Annotated in this window: 20 protein-coding genes; 9 read left to right on the plus strand and 11 right to left on the minus strand. The window is 62.8% G+C overall.

Annotation, left to right across the window (positions count from 1 at the left end):
- Positions 1-16: 16 nt before the first annotated feature.
- The 7 genes from glyQ to RDU24_RS01780 all read right to left on the minus strand — a co-directional run bounded on the left by glyQ (position 17) and on the right by RDU24_RS01780 (position 8,983).
- Positions 17-889: a glycine--tRNA ligase subunit alpha gene (glyQ, locus tag RDU24_RS01750; protein WP_308734000.1), complete on the minus strand. Its 873-nt coding sequence runs from the start codon at positions 887-889 to the stop codon at positions 17-19.
- Positions 890-906: 17 nt separating this feature from the next.
- Positions 907-1,701 (minus strand): DNA repair protein RecO, encoded by a 795-nt coding sequence (gene recO, locus RDU24_RS01755; protein WP_308734001.1) that lies wholly within the window; start codon positions 1,699-1,701, stop codon positions 907-909.
- A gap of 21 nt (positions 1,702-1,722) precedes the next feature.
- On the minus strand, positions 1,723-2,787 hold the full coding sequence (locus RDU24_RS01760; RefSeq protein WP_308734002.1) for a helix-turn-helix domain-containing protein: 1,065 nt from the start codon (positions 2,785-2,787) through the stop codon (positions 1,723-1,725).
- A 15-nt stretch (positions 2,788-2,802) separates the two neighbouring features.
- On the minus strand, positions 2,803-3,780 hold the full coding sequence (locus tag RDU24_RS01765) for a SurA N-terminal domain-containing protein (RefSeq protein WP_308734003.1): 978 nt from the start codon (positions 3,778-3,780) through the stop codon (positions 2,803-2,805).
- 73 nt (positions 3,781-3,853) lie between these two features.
- Positions 3,854-4,900, minus strand: coding sequence for a peptidylprolyl isomerase (locus tag RDU24_RS01770; RefSeq protein ID WP_308734004.1), 1,047 nt, complete (start codon positions 4,898-4,900; stop codon positions 3,854-3,856).
- Positions 4,900-8,379, minus strand: a complete 3,480-nt coding sequence (mfd, locus tag RDU24_RS01775; RefSeq protein WP_308734005.1) for a transcription-repair coupling factor — start codon at positions 8,377-8,379, stop codon at positions 4,900-4,902. The genes RDU24_RS01770 and mfd overlap by 1 nt, the downstream gene beginning before the upstream one ends.
- A 124-nt stretch (positions 8,380-8,503) precedes the next feature.
- Entirely contained in the window at positions 8,504-8,983 is a 480-nt protein-coding gene (locus RDU24_RS01780; RefSeq protein WP_308734006.1) for a chemotaxis protein CheW, read from the minus strand.
- 236 nt (positions 8,984-9,219) lie between these two features.
- On the opposite strand from RDU24_RS01780, the gene RDU24_RS01785 reads away from it, so the two are divergent.
- The gene (locus RDU24_RS01785; RefSeq protein ID WP_308734007.1) at positions 9,220-9,438 is read left to right on the plus strand and encodes a hypothetical protein; all 219 of its coding nucleotides are present in this window, start codon (positions 9,220-9,222) and stop codon (positions 9,436-9,438) included.
- A gap of 22 nt (positions 9,439-9,460) precedes the next feature.
- On the opposite strand, the gene RDU24_RS01790 is transcribed toward RDU24_RS01785, so the two are convergent.
- From RDU24_RS01790 to RDU24_RS01805, 4 genes are read right to left on the minus strand one after another with little or no spacing between them, the layout of a single operon-like run.
- On the minus strand, positions 9,461-10,627 hold the full coding sequence (locus RDU24_RS01790) for an ABC transporter permease (RefSeq protein ID WP_308734008.1): 1,167 nt from the start codon (positions 10,625-10,627) through the stop codon (positions 9,461-9,463).
- Positions 10,627-11,784: an ABC transporter permease gene (locus RDU24_RS01795; protein ID WP_308734009.1), complete on the minus strand. Its 1,158-nt coding sequence runs from the start codon at positions 11,782-11,784 to the stop codon at positions 10,627-10,629. The genes RDU24_RS01790 and RDU24_RS01795 overlap by 1 nt, the downstream gene beginning before the upstream one ends.
- Complete coding sequence (locus RDU24_RS01800) at positions 11,759-12,514, minus strand: ABC transporter ATP-binding protein (protein WP_308734010.1); 756 nt, start codon at positions 12,512-12,514, stop codon at positions 11,759-11,761. The genes RDU24_RS01795 and RDU24_RS01800 overlap by 26 nt, the downstream gene beginning before the upstream one ends.
- A complete protein-coding gene (locus tag RDU24_RS01805; RefSeq protein WP_308734011.1) occupies positions 12,511-13,725 on the minus strand; it encodes an efflux RND transporter periplasmic adaptor subunit in 1,215 nt (404 codons plus the stop codon). Before RDU24_RS01805 ends, RDU24_RS01800 begins: the two co-directional genes overlap by 4 nt.
- 226 nt (positions 13,726-13,951) lie before the next feature.
- On the opposite strand from RDU24_RS01805, the gene RDU24_RS01810 reads away from it, so the two are divergent.
- From RDU24_RS01810 to RDU24_RS01845, 8 genes are all read left to right on the plus strand, one after another.
- Complete coding sequence (locus RDU24_RS01810) at positions 13,952-14,605, plus strand: CBS domain-containing protein (protein WP_308734012.1); 654 nt, start codon at positions 13,952-13,954, stop codon at positions 14,603-14,605.
- Complete coding sequence (locus RDU24_RS01815; protein ID WP_308734013.1) at positions 14,605-15,399, plus strand: ABC transporter ATP-binding protein; 795 nt, start codon at positions 14,605-14,607, stop codon at positions 15,397-15,399. Before RDU24_RS01810 ends, RDU24_RS01815 begins: the two co-directional genes overlap by 1 nt.
- 20 nt (positions 15,400-15,419) lie before the next feature.
- Positions 15,420-17,327: an AMP-binding protein gene (locus RDU24_RS01820; RefSeq protein ID WP_308734014.1), complete on the plus strand. Its 1,908-nt coding sequence runs from the start codon at positions 15,420-15,422 to the stop codon at positions 17,325-17,327.
- A gap of 3 nt (positions 17,328-17,330) precedes the next feature.
- Entirely contained in the window at positions 17,331-18,218 is an 888-nt protein-coding gene (locus tag RDU24_RS01825) for a branched-chain amino acid ABC transporter permease (protein ID WP_308734015.1), read from the plus strand.
- 3 nt (positions 18,219-18,221) lie between these two features.
- Complete coding sequence (locus RDU24_RS01830; RefSeq protein WP_308734016.1) at positions 18,222-19,268, plus strand: branched-chain amino acid ABC transporter permease; 1,047 nt, start codon at positions 18,222-18,224, stop codon at positions 19,266-19,268.
- An 84-nt stretch (positions 19,269-19,352) separates the two neighbouring features.
- Positions 19,353-20,555 (plus strand): ABC transporter substrate-binding protein, encoded by a 1,203-nt coding sequence (locus RDU24_RS01835; protein ID WP_308734017.1) that lies wholly within the window; start codon positions 19,353-19,355, stop codon positions 20,553-20,555.
- A 4-nt stretch (positions 20,556-20,559) separates the two neighbouring features.
- Positions 20,560-21,378, plus strand: coding sequence for an ABC transporter ATP-binding protein (locus RDU24_RS01840; RefSeq protein WP_308734018.1), 819 nt, complete (start codon positions 20,560-20,562; stop codon positions 21,376-21,378).
- 53 nt (positions 21,379-21,431) lie between these two features.
- Positions 21,432-22,667, plus strand: coding sequence for a phenylacetate--CoA ligase family protein (locus RDU24_RS01845; RefSeq protein ID WP_308734019.1), 1,236 nt, complete (start codon positions 21,432-21,434; stop codon positions 22,665-22,667).
- The last annotated feature ends 124 nt before the right edge of the window (positions 22,668-22,791 follow it).

Here is a 22,791-nt window from a genome sequence, read left to right on the forward strand (position 1 = left end):
CGGCTTGCTTGGCTGGCTATTTTTCGGCGAGCATGGGATGGCCCATGGCTTCGCGCTGGGCGGCGTACAGGGCGGCGATGGCCGAGGCCAAATTCCTTACCCGACCGATGTACCCCGTGCGTTCGGTGATGGAGATGGCCCCGCGCGCGTCCAGCAGGTTGAAGGTGTGCGAGCACTTGAGGCAGTAGTCATAGGCGGGCCAGGGCACTCCCGCGTCGATCAGGCGTTTGCACTCGCCTTCGAACTTGTTGAACATATCGAGCAGCATGGCGGCGTCTGAAAGCTCGAAGTTGTACTTCGACTGCTCAACCTCGTTCTGGTGATACACATGCCCGTAGGTCACCGTGTCGTTCCACTTGAGGTCGTACACGGATTCCTTTTCCTGCAGATACATGGAGATGCGCTCAAGGCCGTAGGTGATCTCCACGCTGGTGGGGAACAGGTCGATGCCGCCGACCTGCTGGAAGTAGGTGAACTGCGTCACCTCCATGCCGTTGAGCCAGACTTCCCAGCCCAGGCCCCACGCGCCCAGGGTGGGCGACTCCCAGTCGTCCTCCACGAAGCGGATGTCGTGGGCCGCAGGGTCCACGCCCAGCGCGCGCAGGCTCTCAAGATAGAGTTCCTGCACGTTGTCCGGCGAGGGCTTCAGAATGACCTGGAACTGGTAGTAGTGTTGCAGGCGGTTGGGATTCTCGCCGTAGCGGCCGTCGGTCGGGCGGCGAGAAGGCTCGACGTAGCAGACGTTCCACGGTTCCGGCCCGATGACGCGGAAAAAAGTGGAGGGGTTGAAGGTTCCAGCCCCGCACTCGATGTCGAAGGGCTGGACCAGCACGCAGCCCCGGTCCGTCCAGAAGCGCTGCAAGGTTTGGATAACGTCTTGAAAGTGCATTTATCTCTCCAGAGAAACTAGATTTTACGATACATTCCATTTTCCCAGCGAAGACCCAAGTGATAGGCGACGAAGCGATCCACCACGCGGCCGAGCTGGCGGCGCATCTCCGGCGCAAGGGTCAACCTCGGCCAGTCCGCGGGCCTGCTCTCGCCGATCCATTCCAGGGTGCGCACGGCTCCGATGGAGAAGGGCTCATCCTGTGCGTCAAAGCTCAAATCGCAGCAACTGGTGCAGACCACGCCGCCGCGCTCCACAGAAAATCCGAGATTCGAGCTCGCGCAGGCATATTGCGTCGGCTCATGGTCGGCACCCGCATGATCCCAGGCCGGACGCCCGCACCGCACACACAAGGTCAAGTCCGGCTTCAGCCCCTGCTCAAAGGTCAGTTTGGCCTTGAACAAGAGCGGCAAAAGCTCCGCGCCGACCTCGCTCTTCTCCAGGGTGCCCAGGGTCTCAAGCAAAAGGTCGAAAACCGCCTGCGCGCCCTGGGAACCGACCTGTACCGCCTCGACGAACTTGAGGCAATGAGCCACCAGCCCCAGTTTTCGCGGATCGGAGCGCAAGCCAGGAAACGCGTGCAGCAGCGTGCCTTCCTCAAGAACCTTGTAGGTGCCGCGCCGGTTGCTGCCCACCCGGAACGTTCCGAGCACCAGCTGGTCAAGGCAGCCGCAAAAACGCCTTGTGCTTCGGCTGCCCCCAAAGGCGAAGGCCGTGACCATGCCACGGCCCGCGAAAAAGAGTCGGAGCCAGATGTCCGCCTCCCGAAACCGGCCCACCTTGAGCACAAGGGCCTTTTCGGTGAACTCCACGTCCGCTCCCCAGGCGGCGGGTTAGCGCGCGCCGAACTCCACGGTTTCGATGCTGCCGCGTTTGCCCTCGTACGGGTAGTCCTTGTCGTTCAGGCGGAAGCTCACGCCCCCGGCGTTGCCCAGGCGAACGCTCAGACGGCGGGAAAACTCCACCTGACGGGTTTCCCCATTGCGCAGGGTGAAACTCTTGGCCTGCTGTCCGTCGTTGACCTGAATCCAGCAGACCTCGTCGGCCTTGGCCGTGATGGTCAACTGCTGCATGCCCGGCGTACGCATTTCGACCACCGGCGCACTGCGCGACACCTCGATGGAAGCGGTCGGAACGTTGACAGAAGTCGGGGCAGGGGCAACAGGGGCGGCAGGAGTCGCGCTGGCCGAGGGTTCTGGCGCAGCAGGCGTTGCTGCAGTCTCCGCGCTGGACGTGTCGGGCAGCGAAGCATTCGCCGAGGCGTTATCCAGGGCGATGGATGCATTGTCGGGGATGGTCGCATTGATGGCCGCTGCTGGCGGCTCAGGCGGAGCCTGGGGCGTTTCCACCTGCATGCGCTGGTACTGCACGAGCAGACCGATCAAGACGCCGATCAGCAGTATGAGCACAGCGATGGAGCGCAAGGTCCCAGCCTTGTTCGGCTTGGGCGGGGTCAGCGGCTCGGGAGTAAAGCGCTGCCTGGCCTCCGGCTCCGGCGCGACGCTCGGCCTTGAGGGGACCTGCTCCGTCATGGTCACCGCAGGTTTTGCATTTTCAATTGAACCGGGAGAGACGCTCGTTGAAGACGAGGCTCCCGTTGCCGGGGGAGCAATCGGGGCCTGGGGCAGATACGTCGACAGCTCGGAATCGAACTGCTGGTCTACCACCTGTGCCAGGGCGTCGGCATCAAGGCCGACCATCTTGGCGATATTGCGCACGTAGCCTTTGAGGTACACGGGGTGCGGCAAGGACTTGACCTGTCCCTCTTCAAGAGCCGTCAGGTTGCGGCGGCTTATCTTCGTCGCCTCCATCACATCACGGATGGTTATTCCGCACCTTTCGCGCTCCCTGCGAAGGAGTTCTCCAACTTCCAATAAATTCATGGCATTGCCCCGCATATACGCCGAACTGGGCTACAAGTTCCTATATTCGATGACGGCTTTTCCCCGCAGCCTCTCCATATATTCCTTGAATACTTTCTCGAATTTGCCCTCGTGAAGGGAATTGTAAATCTGCTCGCGCACTGCATCCAGAGGAAGCTCCTCGCCTTCGTTCACCTTGACGACCTGCAGCAGCCCGTCGAAGTCTTGAATGCGCACAGGCGCCGCAATCTGCCCAGGCTTGAGCCCCCTAAGCGCCTCACTCCATTCCGGCGCCATGTCCTTCCAGGCAATGAAGCCGATATCGCCCCCCTGCTTGGCCCCGGGACCAGTCGAATACTTTTCCGCAGCTTCGGCAAAGGTCATCTTTCCAGCCTCTATGTCAGCCTTCAGGTTCTGCGCGTTCATCGATGCCGGCAGCAGGATCAACGCAAGCTGAACGGAACTGTCCTGGGAAAACTCAGACTTGCGCGCGTTGTACTCCTGCTCCACTTCGGTATCGGTGACCACGACCTTTGAAGTGACAACACCGCCGATAAGCCTGTGCTTGATCAGGTCACGACGCATATTCTTGTAGAATTCCTCAAGGCTCATATGCTGCTTATCGAGCTGCTTCTTGAAGTCCTCTTCACTGAGTTTGCGTTTTTCGCGAAACTGCTTGGTCTGTTCAACCACTTCAGCGTCTGTGATTTTAAGCTTGTAGCGCTCGGCATCATCCTGAATAAGCAGGTCGTCTATCATGCGATCCAAAGACTGGCGGCGCAATGACTGAACCTGGCGCTGTTCCTCGGGTGAAAGCACTCGGCCGCGAATCTGCTCATAGACCGGGCGCATTTGCCCTTCAAGGTCGTAGCGGGTGATGATCTTGCCGTTGACGGTGGCCACGATGCCATCCACAACGGTATCCTCGGCCTGAGCGACGCCGACAAAAGCCATCAGCAGCAAAATGGCCGACGCAAAAGCAAACAGACCGGACTCAAAGCGGTTCTTGGGGGACCGGGGTGCGAACATATCACTCCTCAAAACAGTATCATGCAGAATGAAAGCATCCGTCACAACGGCGGAGTCACTTCAACCAGGGACCCTACCCGGTCTCGTTGCCGCTGGCAACGCCCGGCTGTCCCCCTTGCTGCCCTCCGCTTTGATCGGCGGGCTGGGCTTCTGCTGGAGGCGCCTCTGGCGGGAGGTCCTCGTCCTCACTCTTGTGCAAAAGGCGCTGGCTGACGAGGACTGTCGAGGCGTCCAAGGCCTTGATCAGCCAGGCGTCGAATGCTTGCTGGAGCCGTTCCTCAACCAGGGCGGCTTCAACCTGCGAATAGGCCTGCGCAATGTCCAGGGTCTCGGCAGGGAGACGCTCAAGCAACAATAGCCCCTCGAACACGCCACGTCCCCCGGCGACCACAGCAGTCTTCCCGGGTTGAATGCTCTGCAGCGCCTCGGTCCAGGCCGGGCTCAGTACATCCTTGGCGACAGTGACTTCGCGCGCCTGTATGCCGGCAAAAGCCTCGCTCACAGCCTTGATGTCCTTCTGTTGCAGATAGCGCGACAGGGCCTTTTCCACAGTATCCCGCCCAGGGCCATAGACGACTACCAGCCGCACCCGTTCCGGCAGTCGGAAGGCGGCGATGTGCGCATTGTAGTAGGCTTCGATCTCGCGGTAGTCGAGGTGGATTTGGGGCCGAAGCACCAGCCGCTGGAACTTCTCAGCACCGCAGGCGTAGCGCAGATGCTTGCGCCACATGGGCAAGTCGATGAACTCCTCGGCCAGCATCTTGTCAAAGGCGTCGTCAGGATAATCGGCCCGAACCTTGGCCTCAGCCTCGGCCAGTTCGGCGTCGCTGACCTCCTGGCCGCGTTTCTCTAGCTCCTGGCTCACCAGCTCAAGCGCGATGAGCCCGCCAAGAATCTTGCCGTACGCCTCGCGGAGCGCGCCGACTGTGGGCAGAGAGCCGGAGAATGCGTCAAAATGAAGCAGGTCATACTGATATTCAAGCATCTCAAGAGGGATGGGGCGGCCATTGACCTTGGCCACAACTCCCACATCATCCTGGGACTTGCCGCTGCAGCCGGCCATGAGCGCAGTGAGCAGCATCAGAAGCAGCGCGGCATGCGCGCCGAGGAATTTTCGCATCAGGCACCGGCCTTGTCCGACGTGCTCGCGCCGCCGGTTGAAAGCGTCTCCAGTTCCGTGCGCAAGTACTCCAACCCGCCGCCAACGTCCAGACCCGCGGGGTAGCGCAGCTCGATCTTGGAGGGCGGCAGCAGGCGGGCCTGGCGAGTGGGCTGCCCAACCCACGACACCAGCGCCTCCGGGGACACTGCTCCGGTCTCCTGTCCCCAGTGCAGCACAGCCCGCGTGGTCGAAAGCTCTGCCCGGAGCACCTGCAGCCGCGCCAGCACGGACTTTGCCTCCAGCACGCCCAGGAAGTTCTTGGCCTCCTCGGGCATGGGGCCGAACCGGTCTCGCATCTCCGCCGCCAGTTCCATGAGCAGCTGCTGGCTGCGCGCGCTGGACAAAGCCTTGTAGTAGCGCAGCCGCTCCTTGGCGTCGGTGACGTAGTCCGATGGCAGGTGCGCCTCGAACACGAACTGGAGCTCCGGGCTGGTCTCCTGGGTCATTGGTCCGCCGCGGAGGCGCCGCACCTCCTCCTCCAGCATCTCAAGGAACAGGTCAAGTCCCACTCGGGCGATCTGGCCTGACTGCACCTCGCCAAGAATGTTCCCGGCGCCACGCAGGCGCAGGTCCTCCATGGCCACCTGGAAGCCTGCCCCAAGGTAGTCCAGCTCCAGAATGATGCGCAGGCGGCGCTTGCTGATCTCCGGGAGGCGGTCCAGGCTCGGCACCACAAAATAAGCATAGGCCTGACGGTCGCTGCGGCCGACGCGACCGCGAAGCTGATAGAGCTGTCCAAGGCCGAACATCTGCGCCTGGTCCACGATGAGCGTGTTGGCGTTGGGGAAATCCAGGCCCGACTCGACGATGGCCGTGCACACCAGCACGTCCAGCTCCTTGTGCCAGAAGCCGTGCATGGCCTCTTCCAGCGCGCGCTCGTTCATCTGGCCGTGGGCCATGCCCACGCGGGCGCCGGGCGCGAGCTTGCGCACGTACTCGGCAACCTGCTCCAGCCCCTCCACCCGGTTGTAGACCCAGAACACCTGGCCGCCGCGCTCCAGCTCCCGAGCCAGGACATTGCCAAGCAGCGTATCGTCGCGTTCAACCAGCGCGGTCTCAACCGGTTTGCGGTCCTCCGGCGGGGTCTCGATGACCGACAGGCCGCGCAAGCCTGAGAGCGAAAGCTGCAAGGTGCGCGGGATAGGCGTGGCTGTGAGTGTCAACACATCGATATTCTTGCGCAAAAGCTTGAGCTTTTCCTTGTGCTTGACGCCAAAGCGCTGCTCCTCGTCCAGAATCAGCAGGCCCAGGTTCGGCAGGTCCACGTCCTTTGAGATGAGGCGGTGCGTGCCGATCAGAATGTCCACCTCGCCACGTGCGGCGGCCTGCACCACAAGTTTTTGACGGTTTGCGGGCACGAAACGGCTGAGCATGGCCACACGCACGGGGAAGCCCTCCATGCGCCGGGTGAAGGTCTGGTAATGTTGCTCGGCCAAGACCGTGGTCGGGCACAGCAGGGCCACCTGGCGACCATCACTGACGGCGCGGAAGGCGGCGCGCAGGGCGACCTCGGTCTTGCCGAAGCCCACGTCGCCGCAGACCAGGCGGTCCATGGGCTCGCTGCCAGCCATGTCCACGAACACGTCCTCGATGGCCTTGGCCTGGTCCGGGGTCTCCTCGAAGCCGAAGGTGGCCTCGAACTCGCGGTACATCTCATCCGGCGCGCCATAGGAATAGCCCTTGGCCACACGGCGGAAGGCGTACATCTCCACCAGATCCTGGGCGATCTTCTCGATGGCCTTACGCGCCCGCTCGGTACTCTTGGCCCACTGGCTGCCGCCCAGGCGGTCCAGCCTGGGGTCCAGGCCCTCCGGCCCTTTGAAGCGCTGAACAAGATTCATCCGGTCCACGGGCAGGTACAGCTTGTCCTCGCCGTCGAAGAACAGCAGCAGATAATCGTTGGCCACGTCGCCGACCTTCAGGTGGTGCAGGCCGCCAAAGCGCGACACGCCGTATTCGCGGTGCACCAGCAGGTCGTCCACGCCCAGGTCGTCATGCCGCGACAGCCCCTCGAAGGCCTTTTTGCGGTCGGCGCGGACCTGGGGCGCAGCCTCGGGCTGGAGGATGTTCTCCGGCAGGATGGACAGGTCACAGAAGGACAACTCCATGCCCGCCTTGAGCGGCGAAAGCAGCGCAGCGACGCCGCGCTTGCCCGGCGCGAACTCCGTGCCGATCTTGAGCCCTTCCTGCTCGGCCAGGCCAAGAAACTTGCGGCGCGAGCGCTCCGTGTGGAAGCTCAAAATCACCTGCGAGTTCGAGGCGCTCCACTCCTTCAGGGCCGTGGTCAGGGCGGTCCAGGGGCGACGCGCGCTGTCGGGCCGCCAAAAGAGGTCCTGAAAGCTCTGGTAGCTTTTCTCCGGCAGGTCCACGCCGTGCTTTTCCTGGCCCATGACGAGATCTTCAAAGACCACTTGGCGTTGCCCCTGCCAGGTCTTGCGGGCAGACTCCTCCGGCCAGCACAGGGCGTGCAGCGGCCAGCGCCAGCCGCTCTCAACTGCTTCGCGCTCCAGAAACGACCTCCAGCCGGCGTACTGGTCGGACAGGCGGTTCCGCAGCTCTGGCGCCGACCCCAGCAGGAATACGGCGTCCTGCGGCAGAAAGGCGTCAAGGGCGGCGGCCTCCGGGTAGAACAGGCCCGGCCAGAGGAAGGTGTCAGAGCGCTCCAGGCGGTCGCCAAGCTCCTGCTCAAGCGCAAGTGACATCTCGCCGCTCACGCGCAAGCGGCGCACATGCTCCAAGGCCTGGCCCAGGGAGTGCGCATCAAGGACTCCAGGCGAAACCGGCAACAGCGTCATTTCCTTCAAATCCATACGCGAGCGCTGGGTGGCGGGGTCAAACAGGCGTATCTCGTCCAGGGTGTCGCCAAAAAATTCCAGGCGCAGCGGAAGATGGTAACCGGCGGCGAAGATGTCGACGATGTCGCCGCGCACGGCGATCTCGCCCACCGCCGTGACCACCGGGCGGCGCACATAGCCCCAGGTGACGGCCTGCTCAAGGAGCATCTCGGGCGAAAGCTCTTCCCCCCTGGTCAGGGTGAGGTTGCTCTTCTCGACCACATCAAGTGCTGGCCAGCGGGGAAGCAGGTTGTCCACGGTCAGCAGCACAATGCGCGGCTTGCGGCCGAAACAGAGGCCATGCAGGGCTGACCAGCGTCCGGCCCAATCTTCGGCCGTCGGCTTTCGCGGCAGATGCTGCGGCAGGGTCAGGAAGGCTCGTTCCCAGGCCGGAAGGGTCTCGTCCTGTTGCCCGAAGAAGAGGGAGAGAAGACCCTCAAGTTCGCGAAACTCGCGCGCCCCGGCGGCCACGAGGACGACCTCCTGCCCGGCAGCGCGCAGGGCGTGAGCCAGCAAGGCCTGGGTACCGGGGCCGCTCTTGAAGACACGCAAGGCGCCGCCACGGCCCTTGAAGAATTCACTCAACTCCTGCGGAAACTGCACGGCAAAAACTCCAGCGCGCGGCGCCACAAATCATGGCGTCGCGTCATGCGGTTGAGAATTGAAAAGCCGCCTCTTCGCCGGGTGAGCGAAAAGGCGGCCAATAAGCCTACATGAGGCAGACCGTCTAGACTGCAGAGCCCAGAGCCGCGTGCTCTTCGTTGCTAAGGAGCTTGTTCAGATCCAGCAGGATGAGCAGACGGTCTTCAAGCTTCCCGACGCCGCTGATGTACTCGGAATCGAGGCCGGACACAACTGGCGGAGGCGGCTCCACCGTATTGGCGGGAATTCGCAACACCTCGGACACGGAGTCGACAACGAAGCCGACGACCATGCTGCTGATCTCAATGACGATAATGCGTGTGTGCTTGTCGTGCGCGCGGTCAGCCAGCTTGAACCTGCGGCGCAGGTCGATGATGGGTATGACCTTGCCGCGAAGGTTGATCACGCCCTCGACGAACTCAGGGGCGCGGGGCACGCGGGTGATCTCCATGGTGCGGATGATCTCCTGCACCTTGAGGATATCAACACCGAATTCCTCATCCCCAATACTGAAGGTTACGAGCTGAATAAGAGCGTCATCCTGGCGTCTTACGTTTTCTTCCATTTCCGGCTCCTTGTTGTCCGCCGAGCTATCAGAGGGGCGATAACCAAAGCTCCAAACTTTTCATCGTCCTAATGATTACTTTGCAACATCCTTAAAAATTGTCAATGGCAATTCATCAACTTCATGTAAGTTGTTCGCCACTTCCCAGGTTTGACGGGCGGGAGGGAAACGGCTATTCATGCCTCGTTCACATCGAACAGATGCACGAAATACTTTACCCCAAGGAACCTTATTGCATGGGTCAATTTGCCAACGCCGACGACATTCTCACCCTTGAAGAGCAGATCAAGTCCCTTGGTGACGATGAACTGCTCGACTTCTGGGAAGAGACACAGCACCTGCTGAAGCTCCTGAACTCTGGCGAGCCGGTGTCTGAGGAGCAGGTCCATCCCGAGTACGAGCGCCTTATCCTGCAGGAGCTGCAAGTGCGCTCCGGGCGAGGCGTGCTGCGCTAGCCAGATCAGGCCAGACTCCCCCTCACACCGCCCGCAGGGCGTCCACGATCTTGATGCGTGCCGCGCGCAGGGCGGGAATGAGTCCGCCCAGAAGTCCCATGCCCGTGCCAAAGGCCAGGGATAGAATCACAATGCCCGGCGTGAGCGAAAAGCCGAAGGCCAGCTCCGAGAAGGTCTGAAAGTTCATGGTGGATATGGTGAACAATTGCAGGCCAGAGGCCGCCAAGAGCCCCACCGCCCCACCTAGAAGCCCAAGAAACAGCGCCTCGAGCACGAAAGCTGTGAGGATGGACCGCCGCGGGAATCCCAAGGCCCGGAGCGTGCCGATCTCCCCCACGCGCCCGGCCACGGCCGCGTGCATGGTGATCATGGCCCCGATCATGGCGCCGATGGAAAAGATGGCCGTCAGCGACACGCCAAGAATCTTCAAGAACTTCGCCATCATCTCTGACTGCTCGGCATAGAACACCGCCTCCGCCTTGACGTCGAGCTTCAGCCGCGGATCAGCCTCCACCCCGTTGCGGAATGCCCCGAGCGAGTCCTCGCTGACCAGACGCACCAGCAACAGCGTGTACGCGTTGCGCCGGAAGGCGTTCATGAACTGGTCCACGTCGCCCCATATCTCGGAGTTGAAGCCGGTCGCGCCAGCGTCGAAGATGCCCACGACCGTCCACTCGCGCATACCGAACCGGAGCTTTTCGCCCAGGCCTGCGCCTTTGAACCGCCGAGCCACCCCTTCACCCGCAACGATCTCTGACGATCCGAAACGTGGCATGCGGCCGGACACCAGCCGCACCTGGGGCCGGAGCGCCAGGGACTTCTGCCCGATGCCGCGCAACATCACGTTGGAAGCCTCGCCAGTGCCTCTCTTGGCCAGGTTGATGAGCACCACGACCTCGCTCGCTGCAAGCGCGGAGCCGTCTGCGTCGCGTGCGATCTCCGAGCGAGTCTCGACCAGCGAGGCAACGCCACGCTCCACGACGCTCTCGATCTCCGACTTCGACCCCTTGCGCAACACCAGCGCGTTGCCTGGCGTTCCGGTCTGCACCAGCGTCGAGCGCAGCCCCTCAGCGAGCATCAGCGCCGCCGCGAACACGAAAACCACCAGGGCCATGCCGCCGGCGGTCAAGACCGTGGTCATGCGACGGGCCAACAGGTTGCGCAAGCTGTAGGACACAAGCAGAGCCATCAGGCGATCCTCCGCAGGGCCTCGGCGATGCCGACGCTTTGCGCCCGCAAGGCCGGGACGATGCCCGCCACAAGCCCCACGACGAGCGCCGCCCCGCCCTGCAGGGTTACGGTCAGGCCCGACACCTGGAACACCGGAAAAAACTGGCTCACGGCCTGGCCAAAGGCGTGCGCGGCGGGGAATGTCATGGCGCAGCCAAGCGCGCTGCCAAGCGTGGCGATGGTGAGGGACTCGCCCAGGATAAGCAGCGCAAGATAGCCGCCGCCAAAGCCCAGGACCTTCAAAGCCGCGAATTCGCCCATGCGCTCGCGCGCGCTCATGGCCATGGTGTTTGCGGCCACGGCCATGATGATGACGATGACGAGCAGGGACACGATGCGTATCGCCGCGACGATGGCGCCGCTCATGGCCACGAAGCTCATCTGGAAGGCCTTCTCGGTCTCGGTGAGCGTCTCGGCCAGGGAATTCTTGAAGCGGTTGTCGATGGCGAGGGCGGTCGACGCCGCCAGATCGGCGCTGCTGACGCCGATCATGTAAAAGCCGGCCTGGTCTGCCCGGTTCGGCGAGGTCTTCTTGAGCGTCTCGTTCAGGTAATCCCAGTGGAACAAAAGCTGCGTTTCGTCGGTGCCCTTGTCTCGCCCGGTGTAGATGCCGCGAACTGTCATCCCCCAGTTCCCGGGGAAGATGGTGCCCTTGAGGGTCACGGGATCACCGAGCTTCCAGCCAAAACGCTTGGCCAGCTTGTCCCCGATGATGCACCCCTTGCGGTCGCGCAGGAAGGCAGCCTTCTGGTCCTCGCTGAGCTGAATCTCCGGATAGAGTTCCAGGTAGGTGCGGGCGTCCACGGCAAAATTGGGGAAGAAGTTCTTTTCGTCGATGTATTCCCCGCCGAACCAGTTCCCGCGCGAGACGATGGTCACGCCGTCCACGGCGCGGATGCGTTCCTCGTAGGATACAGGCAACGAGAATATGAGCGAGATGGAGTTTCGCGTGACAAGCCGCGTGGCCGAGCTGGCCTCGACCCCGGCGTACCAGGCGTCAACGGTGGTCCGGAGCAGGCCGAAGGAAAGCACCGACACCGCGATGCCCACGATGGTCAGGCAATTTCGCAGCTTGTGGCGCGAGAGATTCTTAAGAATGAAGCGGAGCGTCAGCATTGCCGTTGCCGCCTTCAGCGCCGTTGCCAGCGTCAATGAGCAGGCCCTTCTCCAGACTGCGCACAAGGTGGGCGCGCTGCGCCGCCCTTGGATCGTGGGTGACCATGACAATCGTCTTGTTGAGGCTTTCGCTCAAGCCCGCCATGAGGTCCAGAATCTCTCCGGCGGAGACGCGGTCCAGGTCGCCGGTGGGCTCGTCGGCCACCAGGATGTCCGGGTCGGTGACAATGGCCCGGGCTATGGCGGTGCGCTGCTGCTGGCCGCCGGAGAGCTCCGAGGGCTTGTGGTCCATGCGGTCGGCAAGGCCCACCAAGGCAAGCGCGGCCTCGGCGTGCTTCCGGCGCTCACGGGCCGAGAGCGGCGTGAGCAGCAGCGGAAGCTCGACATTCTCCAGGGCCGTCAGAACCGGAATCAGGTTGTAGAACTGAAAGATGAAGCCGACGCTGCGGCTGCGCCAGCGGGCCAGCTCGCTCTCGCTCAAGGTGGTTATGTCCGCTCCGCTGACGAAGATGGAGCCCGAGTCCACCCGGTCGATGCCCGCTATAAGGTTCAAAAGCGTGCTTTTGCCCGAGCCCGAGGGCCCCATCAGCGCGACGAACTCGCCCTTTGCGATGTGGAAACTGACGTTCTGCAGCACAGGCACGGTCTGCTGCCCGCGCGTGTAGGACTTGCACACCGAACGAATGTCGATGGCCGGGCCGGAGCCGCCAGGAGCGTCTTGCCCGGTCATTTCTTGGCCGCGACCCCGGCCCCGGACTTGAGAGCCGCAGGAGGGTTCAAGACCACGCGGTCCCCGGCCTTGGGGCCGGAGGAGAGCTCCAGAAAATCACCGATGGCTCCGCCGGTCTCAACGGAGACAGCCTTGGCAACGCCGCCCTCTACCTGAAAGACGACCTTGCGGCCATCGCGCTCCACCACGGCGGCGGCTGGCACGGCCAGACGCGGGCCGCGCTCGGCCTCGGCCAGCTCGCGGGACAGGAATGCGACCTTGGCGCTCATCTCGGGCAGGATGCGCGGGTCGAGCGCCTGGAACTTGACCTTGACCAACACCGAGGCCTTGGTGCGGTCCGCCGTGGGCACGATCATGTGCACGCTGGCGGGAAAGCGTTCGCCTGGCAGGGCGTCGAGCTGAATCTCGCAGGGCGCGCCAGGCTTTACCTTGGCGACGTTTGATTCGGAAACGTCTGTCTCGACAAGAAGCGAGAGCATGTCGGCGATGGTGACAACGCTGGCCTTGGCGTTGGCCGCGGCGCCAAGCGGAGTGACGATGTCGCCCACGTCGGCGTTCTTGGTCAGCACCACGCCGTCGAAGGGCGCCTCAAGCTGGGTGTAGCCAAGGCTCGCGCTCGAGCCGCGCAAGGCCGCCTGCGACGAGCCTGCGTTCCAGCGCGCGGCCTCCATGCCTGCCTGCGCCTTCTGAAAACGGGCAAGCGCGGTGTCGAAATCGGCCTGGGCGATGATCTTCTGGTCCAGAAGCGTCTTCATGCGGTCCAGGTTCCGGGTAGCGTCGGTCAATTCGGACTGGGCACGCTCGATCTCGGCCTTGCTGGCCTTGAAGGTGGCGCTGGCCTGATCTCGGGCCGCAAGCACGTCATCATGTTCGAGCTTGGCGATGACCTCGCCCTGCCGTACACGGCTGCCTTCCTCAACCCCAAGCCAGATGAGCCGCGCGGTGGTTTTGGAGGCCACCGAAGCCTTACGCTGAGCGGTGACATAACCGCTTGAGTTGAGCAGCGTTATGCCCTGGGATGGATAGACCTGGCTCACCGCGGTGGTCTCGACTTCCAAGGAGGAAGGAAAGAAATTCCGCACAGCCATAACGCACACGACCACGGCCCCAAGGACCAAGACAATGCGCAAGGCCCGGCCCGTGGTGCGTTTCGCGCCACCACGCCAGGAGGACTTGTCAATCTTCAGTTTCGAAAGTTCGTTTTCCGTCATTATTCACCGATCCTGAGAAGCCTTAGCAAATGCCGTGCCTTAGAGGGGGCAGAGATATGCGAACGAGTCGTGCTAGGCAAGGACTGAAACTCTCATTTTTGCAGCACCCAATATGGTCAAGGCGGGCGCTCACTCCATTTTCTTCTTGACTCGGCAGGGCTTTCTGGTTTTTTACTTTGTGGATTATGAATTGCTGCCAAGCCAATGGCAACGCCAAGGAGGGGCCATGTACGTCGGCCTGAAAATGCTTCGCAACTTCGTCACCGTGACGCCCAAAACATCCGTCATGGAGGCTCAAAAACTCCTTGAGCAGAGCAAACTCGGCATGCTGTTGGTGGTAGATGGAGGCAAGCTTCTGGGCTATGTACGCCCGGAGGACCTCTCGGCCTCGCTTCCGAGCATCATGACATCCCTTGAAAAGCATGAGGTCAAATACCTCATGACCCGGCTCACCGTCGACAAGATCATTCGCAAGGACATCAAGACCATCGGCCCGGACACGGAAATAGAGGCCGCCGCCGACATGATGTTCGCGGGCAACCTTGCCGGGCTCGCTGTCGTGGACAAGGCCGGGGAGCTCATCGGCTACATCAACAGAAGCGTCATGCTCGATGTCCTGATCGAGGAGATGGGCCACCGCCAGGGCGGAGTGCGCATCACTTTCGAAGCCCAGGACCGCACCGGCGTGCTGCACGAGGCTTCCGGCATCATCGCGGGCATGGGCATCTCCATCATCTCCACCGCCACCTTCTATCATGACGGCAAGCGCATCGTGGTCATCCGCGTGGCCACTGACAACGCCGCCCCCATCGCCAAGGCCCTGGAGGATCGCGGTTACAAGGTCATGGGCCCTGCCGACTTCAGCCACGAGTGGCAGTGATGGCCTTAACCACACCGCTCCTTGAAGTTAAAGGCGTCACCCTGACGTTCAAGGGCATCGCGGCCCTTACCGATGTCGCCTTTTCAGTCGAAAAAGGCCGCATCGTCTCGCTCATCGGGCCAAACGGCGCGGGCAAGACAAGCATCTTGAACTGCATCAGCGGCCGCTACACGCCAGACTGCGGCGAAATCTACCTGGATGGCAAGAACCTGCTGGCCGTGCCCGCGCACAAGCGCACAGGCATGGGGCTCTCGCGCACCTTCCAGAACATCGCCCTGTTCAAGGGGCTGTCCGTGCTGGACAACCTCATGGTGGGCCGCCACCACCTCATCCGCTACGGCATCCTCTCAAGCATCGCCTACTTTGGTCGCGCCATGAACGACGAGGCCGAGCACCGCCGCCGGGTGGAAGACGTCATCGACTTCCTGGGGCTCTCGCCCTACCGGCATCAGGCCGCAGGCCACCTGCCCTACGGCGTGCAGAAGCGCGTCGAGCTGGGCCGGGCACTCGCCGCCGAGCCCAAGCTCATTCTGCTGGACGAACCCATGGCCGGCATGAACCTTGAGGAAACCGAGGACATGGCCCGCTACATTCTCGACATCTGCGAGGAATGGGGCGCCACGGTGCTGCTTATCGAACACGACATGGGCGTGGTCATGGACATCTCGGACAAGATCGTGGTGCTCGACTTCGGTTCCGTGCTGGCGCAAGGCCGCCCAGACGAGATCAGCGCCAACCAGGATGTCGTGGCCGCCTATCTCGGCACAGAAGACGCCACCTTCTTCGGACGCTAGGCGCACAGGAACCACGTCACATGGCTAGAAACTACGATACCACCCTGCCCGCCCTGCTGCTCGCCCAGGCAAGTAAGCGCCCACGCAAGACCGCCCTGCGCGAAAAGCAGTGGGGCGTCTGGCAGCCCTATTCCTGGCGCGACTACCTCGGCCTCACGGCGGAATTCGCCTGCGGCCTGCGAGAGTTGGGCCTTGGCCAGGGCGACATGGTCATCCTGATCGGCGACAACCGCCCCGAGTGGCTCTTCGCCGAAATCGCCATCCAGGCTCTTGGCGGCATGGCCCTTGGCCTCTACCAGGACTCCACGGCCGACGAAGTGCGCTACATCTTCGAACTTTCCGAGGCCAGGCTGGTGGTGGCGGAAGACCAGGAGCAGGTGGACAAGATCCTGAGCCTGCGCCCGGACCTCCCGCAACTTAGGCATATCATCTTCCACGACCCCAAGGGCCTCACCGGCTACGAGGCGGAGGACCTGCTTTCCTTCGAGGCCGTGTGCGAGAGGGGACGCAAGGCCGTCACCGACTCCGTGGCCGAGTTCAGCAGCATGACCGAACGCCTCAAGCCAACGGACCCCTGCCTGGTGGCCACCACCTCCGGCACTACGGGACGCCCCAAGCTGGCCATGCTTTCGCACCGCAACATGCTCTCCATGGCCGCGAACCTCGGCCAGGTGGACCCCAAGCGCGAGAGCGACGAGTTCGTGTCGTTCCTGCCCCTGGCCTGGATGGGCGAGCAGATGATGGCCGTGGCCTCCAGCCTGCTTTTCGGCTTCTGCGTGAACTTCCCGGAGGAGCCGGACACCGCCCAGGCCAACATCCGCGAGATCGGACCGCACCTGATCTTCTCTCCGCCGCGCGTGTGGGAAGGCCTGTCGGCCAAGGTCCGGGGCGACATCCTGGAGACCACCTCGCTCAAGCGCTTCCTGTACAACTTCTTTCTGCCCATCGGGCTCAAGTACGTGGACGAGACCTTTGCCGGCCGCAAGCCCGGCGCGATGCTCAGCCTCGGAAACTTCGTGGCGGACTGCTGCCTGTTCCGTGCCCTGCGCGACCGCCTCGGCTTCTCGCGCATCCGGTCGGCCTCCACCGGCGGCGCGGCCCTGGGGCCGGACACCATCCGCTTCTTCCACGCCCTCGGCGTGAACCTGAAGCAGATATACGGCCAGACGGAGATTGCCGGCATCTCGTGCATCCATCGCGATGGCGCCGTGGACTTCGACTCCGTTGGCCTGCCCATCCCCGAGACTGAGCTCAAGCTGTCCGAGGAGGGCGAGATCCTGTCCAAGAGCCCGGCGGTTTTTTTGGGCTACTACAAGAACGAGAAGGCTACGGCGGAGACGATCCAGGACGGCTGGCTGCTCTCGGGCGACGCAGGCTACTTCGACGACTCCGGTCGGCTGGTGGTCATCGACCGCCTGAAGGACGTCATGCACCTGAAGGACGGCACGCGCTTCTCGCCACAGTTCCTGGAGAACAAGCTCAAGTTCTCGCCCTTCCTGCGTGAGGCCGTGGTGCTTGGCCAGGCGCGCGACATCGTCACGGCCATCGTCTGCATCGACATGAACATCGTCGGCCACTGGGCCGAGGGCCGCATGATCACCTACACCACCTACCAGGACCTGGCTGCCAAGGACCAAGTCTACGCGCTGGTGAAGGACGAGATCCGGAAAATCAACAAGAGCCTGCCCGAGGCCACGCGCATCCGCCGTTTCGCCCTGCTTTACAAGGAACTGGACGCCGACGACGGCGAGCTGACCCGGACCCGCAAGGTGCGCCGTGGGACCATCAACGAACGCTACGGAGCTCTCATCGAGGCCCTGTACACCGACGCCTGCACCATGCGCCTGGACATGGCCATCCAATACCAGGACGGCCGCGTGCAGGAAATGTGCGGCGACATCCGCATCGAGACAGTGGAGGACGAGTAGGCCGTGGAATATTATCTCCAATTATTCATCAACGGCCTGGTGGTGGGCAGCATCTACAGCCTGGTGGCCCTTGGCTTCGTGGTCATCTACAAGGCCACCAAGGTCGTCAACTTCGCCCAGGGCGAAATGGTCATGGTGGGCGCGTACGTGTGCTTCGGGCTCACGGTGCAGCTGCACATCCCGTTTTTCTGGGCGTTCCTCATGACGCTGGCCTTCTCCGTGCTGCTGGGCATGGCCATCGAACGCCTGGCGCTCCGACCCCTCATCGGCGAGGCGCACATCTGCGTCATCATGGTGACCATCGGCCTGTCCTCCGTGCTCAAGAGCGTGGTGCAGCTCATCTGGGGCACACAGATAAAGGTCTATCCTGAAGTCTTGCCCACAACGCCCATCATGATCGCGGGCATGCCGGTGGCGCCGGTGTACATCGCGGCCTTCGCGCTCTCCGGCGTGCTGTTCGCAGTGTTCACCGCCTTCTTCAAGTACTCCCGCATGGGCATCGCCATGCGCGCCACCGCGCACGACCAGCAGGCCGCCCAGAGCATGGGCATCGGCATCCGTGGCATCTTCGCCCTGTCCTGGTGCATCGCGAGCGTTGTGTCCACGGTGGGCGGCGTTATCCTCGGCAACATCAACGGCATCAACTCGCACCTGGGCGTGCTGGGGTTGAAGGTCTTCCCCGCGGTCATCCTCGGGGGGCTGGACTCCCTGCTTGGCGCGGCGCTTGGCGGGCTCATCATCGGAGTTCTGGAGAACATCTGCGACGGCCTGGCCAAGGATCTCTTCGACCTGGGCGGCTTCCGCGAGGTTGCGGCCTTCGTCGTCCTGGTGGCAATCCTGATGATCAAACCTTACGGACTCTTCGGCACCGAAGAGATCGAGCGGGTGTAGCCCATGCGCGGCAAGTGCGGACTGTTTTTCGAGAGCTACCGGGCTGAGGCGGCGGTCTTCCAGAGCGGGTTCCAGAAGACCTGCCTGGGCCTGTTCGTCGCCGCGCTGCTCCTTTCGCCCTGGGTGCTCGACTCCTATTTCGTGTCCATGCTGAACCTCATCTGCATCGCGGTCATCGGCGCGGTGTCGCTCAACCTGCTCACCGGCGTCTGCGGGCAGATATCTCTCGGCCACGGCGCATTCCTTGGCGTTGGCGCCTATGCGGCGGCCCAGGCCACCATGCACGGCGTGCCATTCCTGGCGGCGCTTCTGCTTGGCGGGTTCGCGGCTGCGTTGGCGGGCATGGTGTTCGGCGTCCCGTCCCTCCGGCTCAAGGGCATCTACCTGGCCATCGCCACCCTGGCGGCCCAGCTCATCCTGGAGTACGTCTTTCTGCACTGGGAATCGGCCACGGGGGGCTCGCGCGGCCTGAGCGTCGACGCGCCGAACATTCTCGGATTCGCCTTCAACAACGAGCGCAGGATGTTCTACCTGCTTTTCAGCATCGCGGCGTTGTCGCTGCTCATGGTGACAAACGTCATGCGGACACGCCACGGCAGGGCCTTCGTGTCCATCCGCGACTTCTACCTCTCGGCCGAGATCGCAGGCGTGAACCTCTTCGCGTACAAGCTGGCGGCCTTCGGCCTTTCGTCGTTCCTGGCGGGCGTTGCGGGCGGGCTGTGGGCGCACTACACACTGTTCCTGTCTGCCGAGCAGTTCAACATCGGCCTGTCCATCTCGTACCTGGCCATGATCATCATCGGCGGACTCGGCAGTGTCACCGGCTCGGTCATGGGCGCTGTGTTCATGACGCTGTTGCCGGAGGTTTTGAACGGCCTTTCGGGGGCAATTTCCGATGTGTTACCGAACATCAGCCAGCACATCAACGCCCTGCGCGAAGGCGTGTTCGGCCTAGTGCTCATACTGTTCCTGATCTTTGAGCCGGAAGGCCTAGCCAACCGCTGGCGGCTCATCAAGGCGTACTGGAAACTGTATCCTTTCGCCCACTAGGCGGCGCTTTTGTCCAGTCCCGGGCGGGCCTGGGCACACCGTGTGGGTGATGGTTCAACTGTCTGAGACATTGAGGGGGTTCGCATGAAAAAGATGTTCAGATTCGCGGCCATGGCTGTGGCCATCATGTCCACGCTGGCGCTGGTCGCCTGCGGAGGCGAAAAGAAGGACGACAAGGCGGCAGCCGCAAAGGAAATCAAGATCGGCGGCATCATCGACCTTTCCGGCCCGACCTCTTCCGTCGGCGTGCCCTACTCCGAAGGCGTCAAGGCGGGCGTGGCCTACCTGAACGCCCAGGGTGGCATCGCGGGCATGAAGATCAACTTCGACCTGCAGGACGACGCCTACAACGTCCAGCAAGGCCTGACCATCTACAAGAAATTCGCCCAGGACAAGATCGTGGCGATCCAGGGCTACGGCACCAACGTCACGGAAGCGCTGATGCGCTCCGCAGCCAAGGACGAGATCACGTACTTCTCGGCTTCCTACTCCGCGCACCTGACCGACCCCAAGACCGCGCCGTTCAACTTCTTCACCTCGGCGGACTACTCCACCCAGGCGCGCGCGGCCCTCAAGTACTTCAAGGAGAATTGGAAGGAGTCGCGCAAGCCCAAGCTGGCGCTGCTTTTCCCCGACCACCCCTATGGCATTTCGCCCATTCAGGCGATCAAGGACTTCGCGGCTGAGCAAGGCTTCGAGCTCGTGGGCGAGGCCAACGTGGACCTGAAGGCCATCGACGCCACCACCCAGTTGCTGCCCCTGAAGGAAAAGAAGCCTGACTTCATCTGGTGCGGCGGCACCACCCCGTCCACTGCGGTCATCCTGAAGGACGCCAAGAAGATCGGCCTCAAGGCCACGTTCTTCACCAACATCTGGGGCTCTGACGAGAACCTGATCAAGATGGCCGGTGACGCCTGCGAAGGCGCCTACAGCCTTCAGGCAGCCGCGGTCTATGGCCAGGACGTCCCCGGTATGAAGACCATCCTCGAGCTTACCAAGAACCAGCCGCAGATGACCCACTACGTGCGTGGCTTCGTGTCCATGCTCGTCATGGGCGAGGGCATCCGCCTGGCCGCCGCCAAGGGCCCCGTCACCGGCGCCTCCATCAAGGCCGCCCTTGAAACCATGAAGGACTTCGACCCCATGGGCCTGGCGCCCAAGGTGAGCTTCCTGCCCACGGACCACCGCCCCAGCATGGCCGTGTTCCTGTACAAGATCGTCGACGGCAAGCTGACCTTCGTGACGCAGGAGACCCTGGACCGCAAGGCCGAGTGGCTCGGCAAGTAGAGTTATGAACGAAACGGTGTCCGCAAGAGATGTGCTCCAGGTTGAAAACCTGGAGGTCGTTTACAACGACGTGGTGCTGGTGCTCAAAGGCCTCTCCCTTGCCGTGCGCGAGGGAGAGATCACGGCCCTTCTGGGCGCCAATGGCGCTGGCAAGTCAACCACGCTGAAGGCCATCTCCGGCCTGCTCCTGAGCGAGGACGGAGAAGTCACCGCCGGGAGCGTGATCTACGACGGCCAGCCTATCCATGGCATCGCGCCCGAGCAGATCGTTCGCCGGGGCATCTTCCAGGTCATGGAAGGCCGCCGCATCTTTGTGGACATCACTGTTGAGGAGAACCTGCGCTGCGGGGCGCACACCAGGCCCCGCAGCGAGTTCGCCGAAACCATTGAGAAAGTTTACAACTATTTCCCCAGGCTGGCCGAGCGCAGAAAGCAGCTGGCAGGCTACATGTCCGGCGGCGAACAACAGATGCTGGCCATCGGTCGCGCCGTCATGGCACACCCGCGCCTGCTCCTTCTCGACGAACCAAGCCTGGGCCTTGCGCCCCTCCTTGTGGAGGAAATTTTCGAGATCGTCACGCGCATCAACAAGAACGAGGGCGTCACCGTGCTGCTTGTCGAGCAGAACGCGCGCGCGGCGCTCTCGGTAAGCGGACGTGGCTATATCATGGAGAACGGGCGCATCGTCATGGAGGGCGAGGCAAAAAGCCTCCTCGACAACCCCGACGTGCAGGAGTTCTACCTCGGCATGGGCCATTCCGGAAACAAGAAGAGCTATCGCGACGTCAAGCACTACCGGCGCCGCAAGCGCTGGCTGGGCTAACGCAGCGCGCACGAAGGGCGCTCAAAGGCCACGACGACGGGAGGACGGCACCGATGAAGTACCACGACCTGGAGACCCAGAGCCAAGAGAAGCGCGAGGCCCGGCAGTGGAAGGCCATCCGCAAGCTTCTGGAAAAGGCCGCCAAGCACTCAGAGGAGTTCCGTGCGCGCCTGGAACGTGCCGGACTCAGCCTGGGAGACTTGAACTCGCTTTCGGCCTATTCCTCATTGCCTCCCCTGCGCAAGAAGGAACTCATCAGCCTTCAGTCCGAGCACGGCCTTTCCTGGCTGCTCACCTGCAAGCCCGGCGAGCTCCGGCGCATCTATCAGTCACCTGGTCCCATCTTTGATCCCGAAGGCGCTGAAAGCGACTACTGGGGCTGGGCCGAGGGCTTCTTCGCCGCTGGCTTCCGCCCTGGCGACCTGGTTCAGATGACCTTCAGCTACCACCTGACCCCGGCCGGCCTCATGCTGGAAGAACCCCTGCGCGAAATCGGCTGCGCCGTTATTCCCGCAGGTCCGGGCAACACCGACGTCCAGGTTGATCTCATGCGCCGGCTGCCCGTGACAGGCTTTGTGGGCATGGCCAGCTACCTCAAGGTCATCGGCGAGAAGGCCAGGGGCCTTGGCCTGGACCTGCGCAAGGACCTTGGCATCCGCAAGGCCTTCGTGGCCGCGGAGCGCCTGCCGGAGTCCCTGCGCGCCGAGGTGGAGGAGATGTTCGACTGCACCGTGCGCCAGGGCTATGGCACGGCGGATGTCGGCTGCATCGCCTACGAGTGCGAGACGCCGCGGGGCATGCACCTTTCCTCGCGCGCCTATGTCGAGATATGCGACCCCGAGACCGGCCTGCCGCTGCCGGTGGGCGAAACCGGCGAGGTGGTGGTGACGCCCTTTACCCGCGACTATCCGCTGTTGCGCCTCGCCACGGGCGACCTGTCGAGCCTGATCGAAGCGCCCTGCCCTTGCGGGCGCACATCGCTTCGGCTCGATGGCATCAAGGGCCGCGCCGACGACACGGCCAAGGTCAAGGGCCAGTTCATCTACCCGGCCCAGGCCGCGCAGGTGGCGGCAAAATTTCCGCAGATCGCCGCCTGGCAGATCGTCATCACCAACCCTGGCGGCATGGACCGCATCGCGGTGCGCCTTGCACTCACGGGAGAGATCGACGCAGGAGCCTTCCAGACGGCCTTCCAGGCCACTTTGAAGCTCAAGCCTGAGGTCGTGTGCCTCGGCGCTGCCGAAATCGCCCAGGACGCAAAGAGGCTCGTCGACGAGCGCACCTTCTAGCCTCCCTCCAGAGACTTCCCCCACGAAAGAAAAGGCCGACCCTGTGATGGGTCGGCCTTAAATCTTTGTGGAGCGGGAAACGAGATTTGAACTCGCGACTTCAACCTTGGCAAGGTTGCACTCT

The sequence above is a fragment of the Humidesulfovibrio sp. genome (assembly GCF_031082295.1).
Classification (GTDB): Bacteria; Desulfobacterota; Desulfovibrionia; order Desulfovibrionales; family Desulfovibrionaceae; genus Humidesulfovibrio.

Bases quoted from the DNA above. Each gene is read 5' to 3' on its own strand.
- RDU24_RS01810 (WP_308734012.1), top strand. From the start codon at position 13,952: ATGTACGTCGGCCTGAAAATGCTTCGCAACTTCGTCACCGTGACGCCC.
- RDU24_RS01770 (WP_308734004.1), bottom strand. From the start codon at position 4,900: ATGCGAAAATTCCTCGGCGCGCATGCCGCGCTGCTTCTGATGCTGCTC.
- RDU24_RS01845 (WP_308734019.1), top strand. From the start codon at position 21,432: ATGAAGTACCACGACCTGGAGACCCAGAGCCAAGAGAAGCGCGAGGCC.
- RDU24_RS01835 (WP_308734017.1), top strand. From the start codon at position 19,353: ATGAAAAAGATGTTCAGATTCGCGGCCATGGCTGTGGCCATCATGTCC.
- RDU24_RS01800 (WP_308734010.1), bottom strand. From the start codon at position 12,514: ATGACCGGGCAAGACGCTCCTGGCGGCTCCGGCCCGGCCATCGACATT.
- RDU24_RS01805 (WP_308734011.1), bottom strand. From the start codon at position 13,725: ATGACGGAAAACGAACTTTCGAAACTGAAGATTGACAAGTCCTCCTGG.
- RDU24_RS01830 (WP_308734016.1), top strand. From the start codon at position 18,222: ATGCGCGGCAAGTGCGGACTGTTTTTCGAGAGCTACCGGGCTGAGGCG.
- RDU24_RS01760 (WP_308734002.1), bottom strand. From the start codon at position 2,787: ATGCGGGGCAATGCCATGAATTTATTGGAAGTTGGAGAACTCCTTCGC.
- RDU24_RS01790 (WP_308734008.1), bottom strand. From the start codon at position 10,627: ATGGCTCTGCTTGTGTCCTACAGCTTGCGCAACCTGTTGGCCCGTCGC.
- glyQ (WP_308734000.1), bottom strand. From the start codon at position 889: ATGCACTTTCAAGACGTTATCCAAACCTTGCAGCGCTTCTGGACGGAC.
- RDU24_RS01820 (WP_308734014.1), top strand. From the start codon at position 15,420: ATGGCTAGAAACTACGATACCACCCTGCCCGCCCTGCTGCTCGCCCAG.
- RDU24_RS01765 (WP_308734003.1), bottom strand. From the start codon at position 3,780: ATGTTCGCACCCCGGTCCCCCAAGAACCGCTTTGAGTCCGGTCTGTTT.
- RDU24_RS01815 (WP_308734013.1), top strand. From the start codon at position 14,605: ATGGCCTTAACCACACCGCTCCTTGAAGTTAAAGGCGTCACCCTGACG.
- RDU24_RS01840 (WP_308734018.1), top strand. From the start codon at position 20,560: ATGAACGAAACGGTGTCCGCAAGAGATGTGCTCCAGGTTGAAAACCTG.
- RDU24_RS01795 (WP_308734009.1), bottom strand. From the start codon at position 11,784: ATGCTGACGCTCCGCTTCATTCTTAAGAATCTCTCGCGCCACAAGCTG.
- RDU24_RS01780 (WP_308734006.1), bottom strand. From the start codon at position 8,983: ATGGAAGAAAACGTAAGACGCCAGGATGACGCTCTTATTCAGCTCGTA.
- RDU24_RS01785 (WP_308734007.1), top strand. From the start codon at position 9,220: ATGGGTCAATTTGCCAACGCCGACGACATTCTCACCCTTGAAGAGCAG.